This is a genomic window from Kribbella sp. NPDC051137 (assembly GCF_040682535.1).
In the GTDB taxonomy this organism is placed as follows: domain Bacteria; phylum Actinomycetota; class Actinomycetes; order Propionibacteriales; family Kribbellaceae; genus Kribbella; species Kribbella karoonensis.
The window spans coordinates 1,233,435-1,250,642 of the sequence record NZ_JBFBBI010000002.1 but is presented as its reverse complement, the minus strand read 5'-3'; the positions used below and the strand labels follow the sequence as shown (position 1 = coordinate 1,250,642).

Genomic DNA, 17,208 nt, shown 5'->3' with positions numbered 1-17,208 from the left:
GTCACCTGGCTGTCACCGCGTGCCCGGCACCGTTGGTGCACCGAGAGGAGCTGTGCGGATGAGGGTGCTCGTGGTGGAGGATCACCGGACGCTGAACCGGCTGATCGCGACCGGTCTGCGCCGGGAGGCGATGGCGGTCGACACCGCGCTCGACGGTCGGGACGCGCTGGACCGGATGATCAGCACCCGGTACGACGTCGTCGTACTGGACCGGGATCTCCCCGAGGTCCACGGCGACGAGGTCTGCCGCCGGATCGTGGCGGACGGCTCGCCGTCGCGGATCCTGATGCTGACCGCGGCCGGAACCGTCCGCGACCGGGTCGAAGGGCTCGGGCTGGGCGCCGACGACTACCTGCCGAAACCGTTCGACCTCGCCGAGCTGGTGGCCCGGGTCCGGGCACTCGGCCGCCGGTCCGCGCCGGCGCTTCCCCCCGTCCTCGACAACGGCGACCTGAGCCTCGACCCGAACCGCCGGGTCGCGTTCCGCGCCGGGCGGCGGCTGGACCTCAGCCCGAAAGAGTTCGCGGTCCTCGAACATCTGCTGGCCGCCGCCGGTCGCGTCGTACCGGCCGAAGAGCTCCTCGAACGCGTCTGGGACGAGGCGGCGGATCCGTTCACGACGACGGTCAAGACCACGATCGGCCGACTGCGCGGCAAGCTCGGGGAACCGGCGGCGATCCACACCGTCCGCGAGGGCGGCTATCGGATCGATGCGCCATGACAGCGCTTCCCCGCCTCCGGATGAGGCTCGCGGTGCTGCACACGGCGCTCGCGTTCACGTGCTGCGTCGTTGTCGTCGCGGTCGTTGCGCTGGGCATGTTCCAGGGCAGCAACACCTCCAGCAACCTCTCCGACGTACTGCGGTACGCCGGGGTCGCGCTCGCACTTCTGGCAGTTGTCTCGATCGCCGTCGGGTGGCTGATCGCGGGCCGGGCACTGCGTCCGCTCGACGCGATCACCCGGTCCGCGCGGAGCCTGTCCGCTCAGGACCTGGAGACCCGGTTGACCGTGCCGCCCGGGTACCGCGAGTTCACCGAGCTCGCCGGCACGCTGGACGACCTGCTGCGGCGGCTGCACGAGTCGTTCACCGCACAGCGCCAGTTCGTCGCCAACGCGTCCCACGAACTGCGTACGCCGCTGACCGTGCAGCGGACGCTTCTCCAGCTCGCCCTGGACGATCCGTCGCCGGACGCGCTCCGATCCGCGTGTGAAGAACTGCTCGACCTCAACCGTCAACAGGAACAGCTGATCGACGCTCTCCTCACCCTCGCGACCGGGTACGACGGCATCGACCGGTGGGAAGCCTTCGACCTGGCGGCCCTCACCGCGCGGATCGTCGAAGAGCATCAGCCCGATGCGGACGCCCGCCACGTCGACATCCGCACCACGCTGGCGCCGACCGCTGTCACGGGCGACGTACCGCTGACCGCGAGCCTGATCACGAACCTGCTGGTGAACGCGATCCGGCACAACCTCCCCGGCGGAACCGTCCACGTCACGACCGCCGACGGCCGCCTCACCATCACCAATACCGGCCGCCAGATCCCGTCCGACGAGCTCCGGACGCTGACCGAACCGTTCCAGCGCGCCCAGTCCGACGGCCACGGCCTCGGCCTGGCGATCGCCACCGCCGTCGCCCGCGCCCACAGCGCCGACCTGACCATCCAGCCCGACCCGAACGGCGGCCTGCGCGTCAGCTACCAAGCCGGGTGAAGGACGGCTACCAGGCCTTCTGAAGGATCGCGGTCGCCTCAGCGAGCGACATGCCCGCCTCGTGCGCCGCCGCTGCCAGCTGGGCGGCCGCGGTATGCGTCGCGGCGTCGTTGATCTGGCTCCGGGACGCCAGCACGAACGTCCCGTTCCGCCCACGCGTCTCGACCAGTTGGCCGGCCTCCAGTTCCTTGTACGCCCGGGCGATCGTGTTGACCGCGAGCCCGAGATCCAGCGACAGCTGCCGCACGGTAGGCAGCCGGGTCCCGCGCGCCAGCTCCCCGGCACGGATCAGCGCCTCGATCTGAGAACGCACCTGCTCGTACGGCGGCGTCAGCCCGACCGGGTCGACCGTGATGTCCATCCGCCCAGCATCTCAGGAGAAGTCCTCCGCCGAGTACGCCTTCTGCTCCACCAGCACCAGCCAGTTGCCCGAATTGTCCCGGAGGACAGCCTCCACACCGTACGGACGGTCAGCCGGCTCCTGGATGAACTCGACCCCCTTCGCGGTCAGCTCCGCGAACGTCTTGCGGCAGTCGTCGGTGGCGATGCCGAACCCGTGCATCGTCCCCTTCGCCATCATCCGCTTGATCGCCGCCGTACCCTCCTCGTCGAGCGGCGGCCCAGGCACCGCCAGCTGTAGCTCCAGCTCCGGATGATTCGGGTGGTACACGGTGCACCACCGAAACTCGGGCAGCGTGATGTCGTCCTTCACCGCGAACCCGAGCTTCTCGGTGTAGAACACCTTCGCCTCGTCGACATCGTTCACGAACACGCTCACCAGACTGATGTTGGTGATCACAGGCTCCTCCAAACGTCGTTGGTACCGACGCTAGCCCTCCGGATCCGCGGCCGGCTTCTCCGGAATTGCGGAGTTCAGTCCCAGCATGAACACGAAACACCCCGGGATCCGCGCCCCGGTCTGGGTCCGCTGGTACTGCGCCGGCGGCATCCCGACCAGCTCGGTGAAGCGCTGGGAGAACGAGCCGAGGCTGGAGTACCCGACCAGACCGCACACCTCGGTCACGGTAAGGTTCGTCGCGCGGAGCAGGTCCGTCGCGCGCTCGATCCGGCGGCGGGTCAGGTACTGCATCGGCGTCTCGTCGTACGTCGCCGCGAAACAGCGCAGGAAGTGGTACTTCGACACCCCAGCGGCGGCCGCCAGGGCCGCGAGGTCCAGCGGCTCCGCATAGTTGCGATCGGCAACGTCGCGCGCCCGGCGCAGATGCGGCAACAGCTCGGTCGGTACTGCGCTCACGAGGAAACCCTAGGTACTTTCGGCCGGTGCCGAAAGACTGGCGGCGTCGCAGCACCGCTCGGAGCATGCGGTGTATGAGAGTCGGACAGGGCGGTACTGGGCCGGGCGCGCATACGCGGGACGGCAGTGCGGTCGAGCTGTACGAGGTCACGCCGGCGCACGGCGAGGACGAGCTGATCGACGCCGCGATCGGGCCGGGCAGCAGCATCCTCGAGCTCGGCTGCGGGACCGGGCGGATCACCCGCCCGCTGCTCGCCCGTGGGCACCAGGTCGTCGCCGTCGACGAGGCTCCCGAGATGCTCGCGCGGGTCGCGGAGGGATCACCGGCGGTCGAGACGATCCGCTCCACGATCGACGAGCTGCGCCTGGACCGCCGGTTCGACGTGGTGCTGATGATGTCGTTCCTGATCAACGTCGCCGACGACGCCGAGCGCCTCCGCCTGCTGCGGACGTGCGCGCACCACGTCCGGCCCGGCGGGTCGGTCAGCCTCCAGCAGGAGATCGCCCGCCACGCCCCCGCCGTACTCGAGAACGAACGCCGCAAGCTGGTGATCGCCGACGTCGAGGACCTGCCCGGCGGTGCGCAGGCCGCGACGCTGACCCACGTCGTGAACGGCCGCTCATGGTCGCAGCGGATTGTCACCAAGTACCTGTCCGAGGACGAACTGACCGCTCAACTGGCGGACGCCGGCCTGCAACTCAGCGGCTACCTCACGCCCGACCGGATGTGGGTCAGAGCACGGCTCGACCGAGCCACGACCGACTGAAGGCGACGGCTCCCCGAGTCGGGGACCGGTGCGAGGGATTCAGCTGAGACACAGCCGCACCGCGGCGTCCTGGAACGCGGCGCCGGCCGCGCCCGCGGCCATCCGGCCGGCCGCCAGTTCACCGGCCGCCGCGTGACCGACGGACAGCACCGCCACGACGAGCCAGTCGACGGTCGCCCCAGGCGCCAGCAACCCCGCGTCGGCTGCGCGCCGCAGCACCTGCCGAAGCCCTCCGGTGATCGGCGCATGCGTCTCCCCATCCGCGCCACTCTCCCGGTGCGCGAACAGCGCCGGGTTCAGCAGCGCCGGATTCGCCTCGATCACCCGCCACGACCTGGCTGCCCACTCGGCGATTCCGGCCCGCGGCTCGACCGGCAGCGGCGTACCACCCACCTGCGCCGCCACCTCGAGCGTCAACCGCTCGACGAGAACGTCGAACAGGTCGCTGCGGCGGTCGAAGTGCGCGTACAGCGTCTGCCTGCTGACCCCGGCGCGGGCGGCGATGTCGGCCAGCGACGGATCCTTGCCGGCGGCCAGCAACTCCTCCGCGGCGCGGACGATGCCCGCGGCGTTCGCCTGGGCATCTTCGCGCTTTTTCCTGGACATGCTTGTCAACTTTAGCGGATCGGGATTACCTTGACATACATGTCAAAGATAATCCCGATCCGTACCGAAGCCGATCTCGTCGGCTACCTGACCCGGTACCCCGTCGACGTCGCCTTCGGCTCCGAACCACCGGAGGTCGTGTTCGATCGGTACCACTGCGAGGACTTCCTGATGGTCAACGACGGAGTCCCGCTCGATCGGCAGCGGTTGATCGCCCACGTACGCCCGGCCCGCAAACGCGCGACGGCCGTCGAGGTCGAGGTGCACGACGCGGTCGTCGGCGACGGCCATGCCGCCGCGCGCTACACGCTGACCGCGACCATGCGCAAGGGCAGCCCGATCGTGACCGAGATCCGCGCGTTCAGCACCCTCGCCGAGGACGGCCGCTTGCTGCGCACCGAGCAGTTCACGGATATCGCTCTAGCCCAGCCCCCCGCCCTGCTCGGCAAGTGAATCGAACTGGGTCCGGCTGAGCTTGCTCGTATCACCCTTGAGCGCGGCCGGACGGATGCAGATGACGCCGGCCGGGACCGACCCGGTGAGGTACTGCAGCGCGCTCTTGAACGAGTCGCAGCGCCGCTGGTCCTCGGCGCCGGCCGGGTACCCGATCGCGGCGTTCACCCGGCCCATGTCCAGGTTGTCGGCGTACGGATTGATGTTCCGGGCAACGGTCCAGTACCAGCGGGCGATCGGCGCACTCCACTGCAGCGACAGCGCGAGGTCCGGGTTGCCGAGCAGGTCGATGCCGAAGTACTGGCCGGCCGGGCCGTAGTTGAAGTCGCCGGTCAGCTGGATGTACCCGCGGCCGCCGTACAGCCGGGTGTCGCCGATCTCGCGGATGTTGTACTCCAGCCGCGACTCGTGCACCAGCGTCGCGAGGAACGCGGCCTTCCGGTACGGCGTGTTGATCTGCGCGTCCTTCATCGCCTGGTTCAGCGACGGCAGACCGGTCTCGACGATCGACGGGTTCGCGATCCGGCTGCCGAACATCGCCTGTACGTCGGCCAGCGTGATGTCGTCACCGGCCGGCGGCGGGTTGTCGCCGCCGCACTCCGGTACGCCGGGCAGCTTGTCCTCGGGCACCGCGATGTAGACGACCGTGACGTACCCGCCGAGCGCGGGCACGTGCGCCCACCACTCGCTGGTCCCGTCCGCGGTGCTGACCCGGTCGCCGTGCTTCTGGCAGTCGACGTCGATCGAGGTCGGGCCGCCGAGCGTGCGGACCACGGCGGAGGACAGATAGGCGTCGGCGCGGACGTTGACGCCGCTGCCGTACGTCTGGAAACCGGTCGCGGAGGCCGGGGTGACCGCGGCGACGGTGAGACCGAAACCTACGAGCAGTGCAAGAAGAAGGCGACGCATCGAGCAACTCCCGGGGCGGTAGGAGAAGGGGGCGGTGCCGTGAAAAGCTAACTAAGCATCTTCACGACACGGCCAGTTTCCTCCCAAACCCCGGATTGCTCAACCCTTGTCGGGTTTGGCGTCCACTCCCGCTTCCTTGCGCTGCTCCGGCGTGATCGGGGCCGGCGCCGCGGTCAGCGGGTCGAATCCGCCGCCGGACTTCGGGAACGCGATCACGTCGCGGATCGACTCCGTACCGGCCAGCAGCGCGGTGATCCGGTCCCAGCCGAACGCGATCCCGCCGTGCGGCGGCGCGCCGAACTTGAACGCGTCGAGCAGGAAGCCGAACTTCTCGGTCGCCTCCTCGTCGGTCAGGCCCATCACCTTGAAGACCCGCTTCTGCACGTCCTCGCGATGGATACGGATCGAGCCGCCGCCGATCTCGTTGCCGTTGCAGACGATGTCGTACGCGTACGCCAGCGCCGAGCCCGGGTCGGTGTCGAACGTCTCCAGCGACTCGGGCTTCGGCGACGTGAAGGCGTGGTGGACGGCGGTCCAGGCGCCGGACCCGACCGCGACGTCACCGGCCGCGGTCGCCTCGTCGGCCGGCTCGAACAGCGGCGCGTCGACGACCCACACGAACGACCAGGCCGACTCGTCGATCAGACCGCCGCGGCGGCCGATCTCCAGCCGGGCCGCGCCGAGCAGCGCCCGCGACGTCTTCACCGGACCCGCCGCGAAGAAGATGCAGTCGCCTGGCTTCGCACCGACGTGGTCGGCGATGCCCGCGCGCTCCTCCTCGGACAGGTTCTTCGCGACCGGACCGGCCAGTTCGCCGTCCTGTCCGACCAGGACATAGGCCAGCCCGCGAGCGCCGCGCTGCTTGGCCCACTCCTGCCACGCGTCCAGCTGCTTGCGCGGCTGGTCCGCACCGCCCGGCATCACGACGGCGCCGACGTACGGCGCCTGGAACACCCGGAACGGTGTGTCCTTGAAGTACTCCGTGCACTCGACGAGCTCGAGGCCCATCCGCAGATCGGGCTTGTCCGAGCCGAACCGGGCCATCGCCTCGCCGTACGTCATCCGCGGGATCGGGGTCTGCACGTCGTGCCCGACGAGCTTCCACAGTGCGGTCAGGACCTCCTCGGCCAGCGCGATCACGTCGTCCTGGTCGACGAAGCTCATCTCGATGTCCAGCTGGGTGAACTCCGGCTGCCGGTCCGCGCGGAAGTCCTCGTCCCGGTAGCAGCGGGCGATCTGGTAGTACCGCTCCATCCCGGCCACCATCAGCAGCTGCTTGAACAGCTGCGGCGACTGCGGCAGCGCGTACCACGACCCGGGCTGCAGGCGGGCCGGGACCAGGAAGTCGCGGGCGCCCTCCGGCGTGGAGCGGGTCAGCGTCGGCGTCTCGATCTCGACGAAGTCGTGCTCCGCGAGCACCGCACGCGCGGCCTGGTTCACCTTGCTGCGCAGGCGGATCGCCGAGCCCGGGCCCTGTCGGCGCAGGTCGAGGTAGCGGTACTTGAGCCGGATCTCCTCGTTCACCGGGGTCGCGTGGTGCTCCTCGACCGGGAACGGCAGCGGGGCCGCCTCGTTCAGCACCTCGACCTCGGTCGCGATCACCTCGATCTCGCCGGTCGGCAGGTTCGGGTTCGCGTTGCCCTCCGGGCGCGGCGACACCTCGCCGACGATCTTCAGGCAGTACTCCGAGCGCAGGCCGTGCGCGGCGTCCTCGTCGCGGATGACGACCTGGACCGTGCCGGACGAGTCGCGCAGGTCGATGAACGCCACGCCGCCGTGATCGCGCCGCCGCGCCACCCAGCCCGCCAGGACGACGGTCTCGCCGGCGTCGGATGCGCGCAGCGAACCTGCGGAACGGTTACGGATCACGACTTCTCCTCTGTGATGATGCTTGGACGTAGGTCTTCGACGGACGGGGTCCAGGTGGCGGCGTCGGCCGCGACCTGCTCGCCACTGCGGATGTCCTTCACCTCAGGACCGTTCTCGGTGCTGAACCAGACGAACGGGATCCCCCGCCGGTCGGCGAACTTGATCTGCTTGCCGAACTTCGCGGCAGCCGGCGCGACCTCGACGGCGATCCCCCTGGCGCGCAGCTGGATCGCTGTCCGCATCGCCTCGGCCCTGTCGTCCTCGGAGTTCAGCGCGATCAGCACAGCCGTCGGCGTGCTCCGGCTCGCCTTCAGCAAACCTTTGCTGATCAGCCGGTGCACCAACCGGGACACACCGATCGAGATCCCGACCCCCGGGTACGTCGTCTTCCCGTCGGAGGCGAGCGAGTCGTACCGCCCGCCGGAGCAGATCGACCCGTACCCCTCGTCCCCGATCAGCTGGGTCTCGTACACCGTGCCCGTGTAGTAGTCGAGCCCCCGGGCGATCTTCAGGTCCGCGACCAGCAGCCCGGGCGCGTGCTCGTTGGCCGCCGTCATGATCTGCGACAGCCGCTCGAGCCCCTCGTCGAGGATCTCGTGCTGCACCCCGAGCGCCCGCACCTGGTCCGCGAACGACGCGTCGGTGCTGGAGATCTCGGCGAGCCGCAGCACCTGCTTGGCCGTCTCCGCGGACAGCCCCGCTTCGGTCAGCAGCTGGGTCACCTTGTCCGGGCCGATCTTGTCCAGCTTGTCGACGATCCGGAGCGTGCCGACGATGTCCTCGATCCCGAGGCCGCGGTAGAAGCCCTCGGGGATCTGCCGGGTGTTCACCTGGATCCGGAACGGCGGGATCGGCAGCTTGCGGAACGCGTCCGCGACCACCAGCGGGAGCTCGACCTCGTAGTGGAACGGCAGCTCGCCGCTGTCGATGATGTCGACGTCGGCCTGGGTGAACTCGCGGTACCGGCCCTCCTGCGGGCGCTCGCCGCGCCACACCTTCTGGATCTGGTAGCGCCGGAACGGGAACACCAGCTTGCCGCTGTTCTCCAGCACGTACCGCGCGAACGGCACGGTCAGGTCGAAGTGCAACCCGAGCGCCGCGTCCTCGTCCGCGTTCGCGGCCAGCCGCCGTACGCCGTAGATCTCCTTGTCGGCGTCCTCGCCCTGGTTGGACAGCCGCTCGACCGGCTCGACCGCACGGGTCTCGATCGACGCGAAGCCGTGCAGCTCGAACGTCTCGCGGATCGTGTCCAGGAACTGCAGCTCGACGATCCGGTCACTGGGCAAGAACTCCGGGAACCCGCTCAGCGGGGTCACCTTACTCATTTCTGTGGAATCTCCAGGTCCTGCAAGTAGGGGTTGGTCGCCTTCTCCCGGCCGATCGTGGTCTGGCCACCATGACCCGGCAGGACGACGATCTCGTCGCGCATCGGCAGGATCTTGGTGGCCAAGGTATGCAGCATCGCCGGATGGTCGCCGCCTGGCAGATCCGTCCGGCCGATCGACCCGGCGAACAACACGTCACCGGAGAACAGCACCGCGGGCACCTCTTCGGGCCCGTCGTACGGCGTGGTGAAGGTGACCGAGCCCTTCGTGTGCCCGGGCGTGTGGTCGACGGTGAAACGCAGGCCCCCGAGCTCCAGGGACTGTCCGTCCTTCAGCTCGGCCACGTCGTCGGGCTCGGCGAACTCGTGCGCACCGCCCAGCAGCATCCGGGCGGTCTCCGGGCTGACGCCGGCCATCGGGTCCGCGAGCAGGTGCCGGTCGTCGGGGTGGATCCAGGCGGTCGCGTCGTACGTGCCGCAGACCGGGAGCACCGAGAACATGTGGTCGATGTGACCGTGTGTGAGCAGCACCGCGACCGGTTTCAGCTTGTTCTCCCGGACGACCTGCTCGACGCCCGCGGCTGCTTCCATCCCGGGGTCGACGACGATGCACTCCGCGCCCTGGCCGGTGGCGACGACGTAGCAGTTCGTACCCCACGCACCCGCGGGGAACCCGGCGATGAGCACGACAGACCTTCCTGGAACGGGGTTCGGGACCCACCAAGGCTACCGGTCGGGATCCACCGATATCGAACCGGATTGTGATCCAACCCCGTTGCGCCTGAGCTGGGAGTTTGTGATTGTTCAGGGATAAGCGTCGAGAATGCGGCTCGACGCGCCCGGGCAGGGCCTGGTCACGCGGTTGGACCGGGGACTGGCCAGAATGGGCACGAGCGCAGTGCATACCGCCGGAAGGGGCGAGTTGTGGCCGGAGAGAACTGGGGCCGGGTAGCCGAGGACGGAACGGTCTTCGTACGGACGAAGGACGGTGAACGGGCGGTCGGCCAGTGGCCGGACGCGAACCCCGAGGAGGCGCTCGCCTTCTACACCCGACGGTACGACGCGCTGGCCTTCGAGGTCGAACTACTGGAGCAGCGGGTCCAGGCCGGCACCGTGTCGCCGGACGACGCACGCGCCGCCGTCAAGAAGGTGGGCAGCTCGCTCGAGGACGCGCAGGCGGTCGGCGACCTGGACGGACTGCGGGCCCGGCTGGACGCGCTCACCCCGCTCGTCGCGCAGCAGCGCGAACGCCGCAAGGCCGAGCGGGCGGCGAAGGTCGAGGAGGCGCGGTCCGCGAAGACCAAGATCGCCACCGAGGCCGAGACGATCGCGGCCGGCACCGACTGGCGGCACGGCGTCACCCGGCTGCGCGAGCTGCTCGACGAGTGGAAGGCCCTCCCCCGGCTGGACAAGTCGTCTGACGACGAGCTGTGGCACCGGTTCTCCTCGGCGCGGACGACGTACACCCGGCACCGCAAGCAGCACTTCGCGGAGCTGTCCTCCAAGCGGGAGGAGGCCGCGCTGGTGAAGGAGCGGCTGGCCGCGGAGGCCGAGTCGCTCGCGTCGTCGAACGAGTGGGGCCCGACATCCGGCCGGTTCCGGGACCTGATGCGGCAGTGGAAGGCCGCCGGCCCGGCGCCGCGCGAGGTCGACGACAAGCTCTGGGCCCGCTTCCGGGCCGCGCAGGACCTGTTCTTCGGCGCCCGCGACGCCGTCCAGGCCGAGGAGAACGCCGAGCAGGTGGAGAACCTCAAGGCCAAGGAAGCACTGCTGGTAGAGATCGAAGGCATCCTGCCGGTCGAGGACGCGCGGACCGCCCGTGAGCAGCTGCGCGACTACCTGGACCGCTGGGACCAGATCGGCAAGGTCCCGCGCGACTCGATGCGCGCGATCGACAGCCGGCTGCGCGCCGTCGAGCAGGCCGTCAAGTCCGCGGAGGACGAGGTCTGGAACCGCAGCAACCCGGAGGCCCGCGCCCGCGCCGAGGCGACCGTGAAGCAGCTCCAGTCGCTGATCGCCGACCTGGAGAAGCAGGCCGCGAAGTTCGAGTCGCAGGGCAACACCCGCAAGGCCACCGAGGCCCGGGAGGCCATCGCGGCCCGCCGCGAGTGGCTCACCCAGGCCCAGAACGCGCTGACCGACTTCAGCTGACCCCTGTGGACAACTCCGCACTCCCGCAAGGGATTTCAGTCATCCTGGTCCGATGCTCCCCGCTGACCTCCCCTACTACTGGAGCGGCCTCCCGTTCCGCACTCACCAGGTAGGCCGCAAACTCAAATGGCTCCTCGCCCGTGGCGAGATCCGCGAACTGATCTCCGGTGTGTACGTCGACACCCGCGTGCCGGACACTCCTGAGCTGCGCGCCGACGCCCTGCGGCTCGTCGTACCGCCCGACGCCACCGTGTGCGGACAGGCCGCCGCCTGGCTGCACGGCATCGAGACGACCGCGCTCGGCCAGGAACTGTTCCGGCCGCAATGGACCTTCACAGACCGGCCGTGTACCGAGGTTCTCGGTCTGAAGGTCACCACCCGCGAGGCCTCCGCCGTCGAACTGGCCAAACTGCTGCCCCGCCCGTTCGCGCTCTCGGCCATCGACGCACTCCTGCGCTCAGGCACGTCGCCGACCGCCCTCAGGAACGCGGCAGTCACGTACTTCGCCGAGAACAGCAACTCCCAAGCCGCCCAGATCCTCCGCCTCGCCGACCACCGCGCCGCCTCCCCCGGCGAATCGTGGCTCCGGCTCCGCCTGTTCGACGCCGGCTTCCCCCGCCCCGAACTACAGGTCCGCGTCGAAGGAAACGGCCGCACTTATCGCCTCGACCTCGGATACCCGGACCGGCCGGTCGACGGGCGGCGGCTCGGGCTGGAGTACGACAGTGACGCCTGGCACTCGTCCACCGGCCAACAGCTCAAGGACAAGACCCGCCGTACCGAACTCGACGCCCTCGGCTGGCACATCATCTCCGTCCGCCGTCCCGACCTCTGGGGCCGCTACCCCGCCCTGGAACTCGCCATCGGCAGCTTCCTCTGCCAAGAACCACGCCTCCCCCGCCGCTGGTGAGGCTGTGGCCTGAACCAGTGCGAACTCGGCTAAAGTCGCCGCAGAGAAGCAGGCCTGAGGGGGGTCATGGACACACCAGAAGAGGTACCTCAAGAAGTCGCGGTTCGGCGGTTGGGGAAGGAAGGATCGGAGCTCGCCGTCTTCGAGTTCCAGGGCAAGCTGCGGGAGCAGATGATCTCCAGTCTCCGTGAGGGGTACCTGGCGACCGGGAGCTACGTCCCGGATGCGAAGGCCGTCTCTCCGCAAGGCGCCATGTCGTTGGCCGTAGCGGGCGCGGCGACGGGAGCGACCGCGCTGTCGGCCGCGTTCTCGTCGACGCTCTACATGGCGACCGCGAATCCCGCCACGCTGATGAGCATCGGCAACGGCGTCGGCAGTGCCGTGATGGGAGCCGGCGGGATCGTCGGGCAGGCGCCGTTCATCGCGGTGGCGAGCTCACTTCCGGTCGTCGCGCCGATCCTCGCGATGCAGGCGCTCAACACCGCGGTGATGATGCAGCAGTTCAAGCAGGTGGATCGGAAGCTCGATGCGATCAAAGGCGCTCTGGACAAGGCGATCGGCAGGATCGAGGCGACGCACGCGGGCGAACTCCTCGCCGCCTCCAGGACGGTCGACGACATCTACCGGCAGTACGGGCTCGACGGGTCCTTCTCGAACGACATGCTGATCCGCCTCGCGCTCGCCGAGCGGGACGCGAGTGCCCTGGCCGCCCGGTTCCGGCAGCTTGTCGAAGCCCGCAGTACGACGAACTTCGACGACGTCGAGGAGATCCAGCGGGCGAACTACGACGCCCACAGTGCGATGCTCGCCTCGTTCGTGGAGCTCCGGGTCTCCTATCTCCGGGTCTGTGTCGACATGCAGGAGAATCCGAAATCGGTGGCCTCCTCGATCGATCGTCTGAAAGCTGTCATCGACGACGGGATCGTGTTCTGGCAACAGTTGCAGGACCGTTCGCGGGTGCTCAAGGAGCAGATCGGTCAGCTCGAGGCGAAGCTCCAGGGCATGAACTGGGCGGAGCGCAACCTGCCACGCGGCGAGGGAGCCACGGTCGGGAAGGCACTGGCGAATCGAGTCCGCGCATACACGGAAACGATGGAGAGCGAGCGGGCGATCATGAGCGAGTTCCATTCACTCGTCGAGTCGGCGCGAGCCACCCGGAAGGCGCTCGAGGCGCCGGCCGACGCCAGCACCTCGCCGACCCTCGTCTACTGGAAGGACGAGCTGGGCGAGCACGCGTTCGTCACGGAGAAGAACCTCATCTCCTGACGGAGCACTACGTCTACAGGGTCCAGCCGGACTCAGCTGCCCAACGTTCGGCCGTGAGCATCAGAAGGGTCGTGGCCGGGGCCTTGATCTGGCCGTAGTCGGCGAGGTCGGGGACCGACTGGGCAAGGCGTTGTTTGAAGGCGCCCCAGGCATCACGAGCCGCCAGGTCGGCGCGGAGGTAGTCGCGGAAGAGCAGGGCGAAGCGGGTGTTGGGGGTGTCGGCGCGGCGGAGGTGGATGTTGGTGAGGCGTTCGCCGATCGGCGGGGCGAAGACGAGCTTGTCGCAGGCCTGGCCGAACGAGACTTCGGTGCGGTTCCACGGTTCGGGCCGGCAGCGGAAGCCGGCGGACTCCATCAGGTCGATCAGGTCCGGTCCGAGGTCCGCGACCCGGACCTGTGCGTCGATGCAGTTCTTCGCGGGGAGGCCGGGGACGGAGGTCGAGCCGACGTGGTCGACCGCCAGCGCCCGCTCGCCGAGCGCAGCCTCAATGCGCTCGGCGAGGACAGCGAACTCCCCCGGCCATGCAGGGTCGTACTCGACGACGGAAACACCAGCACCCAGTTCGTCCGGAAATGGCATTCCGCCATCGTCTCAGCCGCCCGGTTCTTCAGTGGACCTTCAGCCGGCGTCGTACGACCAGCAGGACCCCGCCCGCAAGCACCCCGCCTGCCAGCGCGATCGGGACGACCGGGCTGTGACCTTCCGCGGCCACGGAGTCCTGGTAGCCGGCGTCGTAGCCACCAGCGACACCCTGGTCGTTGTACTTCGAACCCGGCAGCTTGTCGGAGTAGCGGTGTGAGACCAGGTCCTGGTACGCCGTGATCGCGACCGGCTTCGACCCGATCGACTTGACCGCGGCCGGGTTCAGCGGGCGCACCTGAGTGGCCGTCAGCGCGTACCACGCGCCCAGTTGCGGCTCGGTGAAGAGCGTGGCGCCCTTGGCTGCGGCGACCATCCGGGACTCAGTGTTGCCCGACGCAACATTCACCGCCTGCCACGAGCCGTGGCCGTCTGGCGTGGTGTAGACGGTCACCGGCTTACCGCCGGCGGACGCGCTCGTCGCCGCGTACCAGAAGGTGGCGACCGGCGCCGTCGCGTCCCGGACGAACGCGGGGTTCAGCGCGTAGATCGGATGCGTGTCCTGAGCAACCGTCGGCCTCGCTTTCGCCGTGCCACCGGCCTTTTCGAGCAGACTCAGCGCAGTCTCCGACCGAGCCGCAGTAGTTGCCTTGGACAACTCGTTCGGCGCCACCGGCTGCGGGCCGGCCGCACCGGCCAGTCCGGCCGCGGCGAAGGTGAATCCGAGACCGGCGGCGACTACGGCGGCGCACCGGAGCAGGATGTTCTGAGGGCGGCGCATGTCAGGCTCCGATCCGGTACAGGGAGTGGGTCCAGGTGAACTGCGAGTTGGACTGGTACCAGCTGTACGTCGAGTAGTTGTACCGCTGGTCGTCCGGCCACGGGTCGTAGTACTCGATCGTCGAGTTCGAGGAGTCGTAGCCGATGATGTCCATCATGTGACCGCCGCCCGAGGTCCAGCCGATCCGTGTCATCACCGGGCGGCCGGACGCGATCTCGGTGACCAGGGTGCCGAAGGCGAGCGTGCCGGAGACGTAGCTGCCGGTGCTGATCCCGATCGCCCGGAACGCGGTCTGGTCGTTGCCGAGGGTGGCCTGGTTGTTCGGGCAGGTGCCGTTCATCGAGTAGCCGAACGCGAGGTTGCAGAACTGGTTCTGGCTGTACGAGTAGCCGTAGAACGCGGCGATGCTGTTGCCGCTCGCCGCCCAGCACCAGTTCGTCTTCTGCTGGGACTGGCCGGTGACGTTCAGGTAGTAGCTGGACGGGGCGGCGGCCGTGGCCGGCGGTGCGGACGGTGCCAGCACGGCCAGCCCGAGGATCGTGGCCAGAAGCAACGACCAGGAGCGGCTGGGGCGGAGCCTGCGCATGGTTCCTCCTTCGCGAGGTACTGCGTGCGTGATGGGCGGAGTCCATCGTCAGGAGGCGCCCGCGCCGCGGCAAGCGTTCGGCGAACGGCCGTACGGCGGTGTGAACGGCATGCTCGCGTGAACAGTGTGTGATCAGCCAGTGCCGCACTGTGGTGTGAACGTTTACAATCCACGGCAGGGAGGGCCCATGGTGAAATCCGTCCAAGCATCGGTCCCTGCGGTGGCACCGGAGGCGTCGTTCGCGGACGCGCTCCGGCAGGCGATCGCCCGCCGCGGCCTGGCCCTGAACCGGATCCGCACGCATCTCGCCGATCGCGGGCTGCAGGTCGGCGTGGCCACGCTCAGCACCTGGCAGAGCGGACGCCGCATCCCGCGGGAGGACTCCCTCGCGACGGTGACGGCGCTGGAGGAGCTCCTGGAGGTGCCGCCCGGCTGGCTGACCGTACGCATCCCACCGCCGCGCACCGAGCCGGACATCCAGCCGTATGCCGTCGTGGACTACGCGGAGACTCTGACCCGGCTGCTCGATCGCCTGCGCCGGGACGCCCACGGACGGCTGCGGAACGTCACGGTGCTCGAGGAGGTCCACGTCGACGCGGAGCGGAGCGCGCGGACCCGGCGGGTGTGCCAGAGCGTGGTCGCCGTACAGCCGGTGGACCGGCTGATCATCGCGCACCAGGGCGAGCCCGGGAGCGACGCCGAGCGGCTCGCGCTCCGCGCGCTGAGCGGTTGCCGTACCGGCCGGGTCGCCCGCTCCCCCGAGGCCGGCGCGCTGCTCGGCGAACTGCTGCTCGACCGGGTGCTCGCGGTCGGCGAGACCGCCGTCGTCAGGTACGAGGTCGAGGACCGCAACGGGCTGCCGGCAACGGACTACCAGCGGTTCAGCGAGTGGGGCGGGATGCACTACGTGCTGGAGGTACAGTTCGACCGGTCCGCGCTACCGGTCCGCGTGTACGAGATCCGCCGCGGGCATACGCTCGGCCCCAACCTGGTGGACCGCGAACTGATGCTCACCCCGGACGGCCGCGTCCACGTCATCGAGCCGTCCGCGGACGCCGGCACGGTCGGCATCGCCTGGGAATGGGACTGACGCGCTGCAGGAGCTGCGGCTCAGACTTGGAAGCCTGCGTGGACGTGGTCGTGGTGAGTGCGATCGGAGAAGTACGCCGCACCCGAGAGCTGATAGGGGCCGCCGACGTTGTAGGAGCCGAGGGATTCCGCGGCTCGCATGTACGACGTGACGAGTGAGCGCGGCGTGGACGGCGCGACGACCGCGCGGCCGTCGATCTGCCAGGTGTCGAACGCGCGGCCCTTCGGGTGATCGCTCGGCCGGGTGGTGCCGAACACGTCGATCGGATGCCCTGAGCGGATCACGCTGATCCCGATCCGGTACGTCTTCGCGAGCTCGAGCATCGTCGTCAGCACGCTGTCGTGCACCTGCCCCGACCGGATGTCCGCGGCCGATGCCGGCGGCAACGTGATCCGCGGACTGCCCAGCACCTGCCGCGCCGCACGCGAAAGACTCGTCGCCGGCGCCCCGGGCTGCGCCGGGTGCGTCGCGGTCACCCGCCAGTTTCCCTGCGCCGACTTGCTCAGCCGTACGTCGACCGTCGTACCGCCGGTGATCAGGCGGTTCGCCCGGACCGAGTACACCTGGCACGGCACCAGCACGCTGGCGGAGTCGCTGAGGAGTCCGCCGTACTGCGCATCGATCACGTCCACCACCGCCTGGGGCCCGGTCGGCCGCAGCAGCTTCACCACCGCCGCCACAGCAAGGCGTTTGACCTCGGGCTCGAGCTCGCCCGGGCCAGGAGCCCACGACCGGACGGCCGGCAGCGCAACCGACGGCGAGGCGGAGGGTGTCGGGGCCGTCGTAGCGGACGTGGGAGGAGTGGTGACCGACGGGCTGGTGGCGGGTGGGCTGGACGGCGGGGCGCTGGACGTTCCGGTGGAACTCGGATGGTTCTGTGCCGACGAGTTGCTGCACCCCGCCAGCAGCCCGGCACCCGCGATCAGGAACACACGACGCCTCATAGTC

Annotated in this window: 20 protein-coding genes; 8 read left to right on the top strand and 12 right to left on the bottom strand. The window is 69.4% G+C overall.

Annotation, left to right across the window (positions count from 1 at the left end):
• Positions 1-58 precede the first annotated feature (58 nt).
• Both AB0M51_RS13450 and AB0M51_RS13445 read left to right on the top strand, forming a co-directional pair.
• Positions 59-721 (top strand): response regulator transcription factor, encoded by a 663-nt coding sequence (locus AB0M51_RS13450; RefSeq protein ID WP_344187529.1) that lies wholly within the window; start codon positions 59-61, stop codon positions 719-721.
• Positions 718-1,713, top strand: a complete 996-nt coding sequence (locus tag AB0M51_RS13445; protein ID WP_344187530.1) for a HAMP domain-containing sensor histidine kinase — start codon at positions 718-720, stop codon at positions 1,711-1,713. Before AB0M51_RS13450 ends, AB0M51_RS13445 begins: the two co-directional genes overlap by 4 nt.
• Before the next feature lie 7 nt (positions 1,714-1,720).
• Here the strand turns inward: AB0M51_RS13445 and AB0M51_RS13440 are convergent, their stop codons facing one another.
• Genes AB0M51_RS13440 through AB0M51_RS13430 form a run of 3 tightly spaced genes read right to left on the bottom strand, consistent with a single transcriptional unit; the run spans position 1,721 to position 2,968 of the window.
• Positions 1,721-2,074, bottom strand: coding sequence for a GntR family transcriptional regulator (locus AB0M51_RS13440; protein ID WP_344187531.1), 354 nt, complete (start codon positions 2,072-2,074; stop codon positions 1,721-1,723).
• A 12-nt stretch (positions 2,075-2,086) separates the two neighbouring features.
• Entirely contained in the window at positions 2,087-2,512 is a 426-nt protein-coding gene (locus AB0M51_RS13435; protein ID WP_344187532.1) for a VOC family protein, read from the bottom strand.
• A gap of 30 nt (positions 2,513-2,542) precedes the next feature.
• Positions 2,543-2,968: an AraC family transcriptional regulator gene (locus tag AB0M51_RS13430; protein ID WP_344187533.1), complete on the bottom strand. Its 426-nt coding sequence runs from the start codon at positions 2,966-2,968 to the stop codon at positions 2,543-2,545.
• Between the two features lie 74 nt (positions 2,969-3,042).
• Here AB0M51_RS13430 and AB0M51_RS13425 point away from each other — a divergent pair, with 74 nt between their 5' ends.
• The gene (locus AB0M51_RS13425; protein WP_363749423.1) at positions 3,043-3,735 is read left to right on the top strand and encodes a class I SAM-dependent methyltransferase; all 693 of its coding nucleotides are present in this window, start codon (positions 3,043-3,045) and stop codon (positions 3,733-3,735) included.
• Positions 3,736-3,774: 39 nt separating this feature from the next.
• Here the strand turns inward: AB0M51_RS13425 and AB0M51_RS13420 are convergent, their stop codons facing one another.
• Positions 3,775-4,341: a TetR family transcriptional regulator gene (locus AB0M51_RS13420; RefSeq protein ID WP_344187535.1), complete on the bottom strand. Its 567-nt coding sequence runs from the start codon at positions 4,339-4,341 to the stop codon at positions 3,775-3,777.
• A gap of 39 nt (positions 4,342-4,380) precedes the next feature.
• Here AB0M51_RS13420 and AB0M51_RS13415 point away from each other — a divergent pair, with 39 nt between their 5' ends.
• On the top strand, positions 4,381-4,794 hold the full coding sequence (locus AB0M51_RS13415) for a nuclear transport factor 2 family protein (RefSeq protein WP_344187536.1): 414 nt from the start codon (positions 4,381-4,383) through the stop codon (positions 4,792-4,794).
• Here AB0M51_RS13415 and AB0M51_RS13410 read toward each other — a convergent pair.
• The 4 genes from AB0M51_RS13410 to AB0M51_RS13395 all read right to left on the bottom strand — a co-directional run bounded on the left by AB0M51_RS13410 (position 4,762) and on the right by AB0M51_RS13395 (position 9,583).
• Positions 4,762-5,703 carry a glycoside hydrolase family 19 protein gene (locus tag AB0M51_RS13410; RefSeq protein ID WP_344187537.1) on the bottom strand — a complete coding sequence of 314 codons (942 nt, stop codon included), beginning with the start codon at positions 5,701-5,703 and terminating at the stop codon, positions 4,762-4,764. The two genes, AB0M51_RS13415 and AB0M51_RS13410, sit on opposite strands and share 33 nt — an antisense overlap.
• Positions 5,704-5,802: 99 nt before the next feature.
• Positions 5,803-7,572: an aspartate--tRNA ligase gene (gene aspS, locus AB0M51_RS13405; protein ID WP_344187538.1), complete on the bottom strand. Its 1,770-nt coding sequence runs from the start codon at positions 7,570-7,572 to the stop codon at positions 5,803-5,805.
• On the bottom strand, positions 7,569-8,897 hold the full coding sequence (gene hisS, locus AB0M51_RS13400) for a histidine--tRNA ligase (RefSeq protein ID WP_344187539.1): 1,329 nt from the start codon (positions 8,895-8,897) through the stop codon (positions 7,569-7,571). Before hisS ends, aspS begins: the two co-directional genes overlap by 4 nt.
• Positions 8,894-9,583 carry an MBL fold metallo-hydrolase gene (locus AB0M51_RS13395; RefSeq protein ID WP_344187540.1) on the bottom strand — a complete coding sequence of 230 codons (690 nt, stop codon included), beginning with the start codon at positions 9,581-9,583 and terminating at the stop codon, positions 8,894-8,896. Before AB0M51_RS13395 ends, hisS begins: the two co-directional genes overlap by 4 nt.
• A gap of 237 nt (positions 9,584-9,820) precedes the next feature.
• On the opposite strand from AB0M51_RS13395, the gene AB0M51_RS13390 reads away from it, so the two are divergent.
• From AB0M51_RS13390 to AB0M51_RS13380, 3 genes are all read left to right on the top strand, one after another.
• Positions 9,821-11,047, top strand: a complete 1,227-nt coding sequence (locus tag AB0M51_RS13390) for a DUF349 domain-containing protein (RefSeq protein ID WP_344187541.1) — start codon at positions 9,821-9,823, stop codon at positions 11,045-11,047.
• Between the two features lie 52 nt (positions 11,048-11,099).
• A complete protein-coding gene (locus AB0M51_RS13385; protein ID WP_363749422.1) occupies positions 11,100-11,957 on the top strand; it encodes a hypothetical protein in 858 nt (285 codons plus the stop codon).
• Between the two features lie 66 nt (positions 11,958-12,023).
• A complete protein-coding gene (locus AB0M51_RS13380; RefSeq protein WP_363749421.1) occupies positions 12,024-13,223 on the top strand; it encodes a hypothetical protein in 1,200 nt (399 codons plus the stop codon).
• A 13-nt stretch (positions 13,224-13,236) separates the two neighbouring features.
• Here the strand turns inward: AB0M51_RS13380 and AB0M51_RS13375 are convergent, their stop codons facing one another.
• From AB0M51_RS13375 to AB0M51_RS13365, 3 genes are read right to left on the bottom strand one after another with little or no spacing between them, the layout of a single operon-like run.
• Positions 13,237-13,803, bottom strand: a complete 567-nt coding sequence (locus tag AB0M51_RS13375; protein ID WP_344187544.1) for a GrpB family protein — start codon at positions 13,801-13,803, stop codon at positions 13,237-13,239.
• Between the two features lie 28 nt (positions 13,804-13,831).
• Positions 13,832-14,584: a hypothetical protein gene (locus tag AB0M51_RS13370; protein ID WP_363749420.1), complete on the bottom strand. Its 753-nt coding sequence runs from the start codon at positions 14,582-14,584 to the stop codon at positions 13,832-13,834.
• Between the two features lies 1 nt (position 14,585).
• Positions 14,586-15,170, bottom strand: coding sequence for a papain-like cysteine protease family protein (locus AB0M51_RS13365; protein ID WP_344187546.1), 585 nt, complete (start codon positions 15,168-15,170; stop codon positions 14,586-14,588).
• A 187-nt stretch (positions 15,171-15,357) separates the two neighbouring features.
• Between AB0M51_RS13365 and AB0M51_RS13360 the strand changes: the two genes are divergently transcribed.
• Positions 15,358-16,260 (top strand): hypothetical protein, encoded by a 903-nt coding sequence (locus AB0M51_RS13360; protein ID WP_363749418.1) that lies wholly within the window; start codon positions 15,358-15,360, stop codon positions 16,258-16,260.
• 20 nt (positions 16,261-16,280) lie between these two features.
• Here the strand turns inward: AB0M51_RS13360 and AB0M51_RS13355 are convergent, their stop codons facing one another.
• Positions 16,281-17,204 carry a hypothetical protein gene (locus tag AB0M51_RS13355; protein ID WP_363749416.1) on the bottom strand — a complete coding sequence of 308 codons (924 nt, stop codon included), beginning with the start codon at positions 17,202-17,204 and terminating at the stop codon, positions 16,281-16,283.
• Between the last annotated feature and the right edge of the window lie 4 nt (positions 17,205-17,208).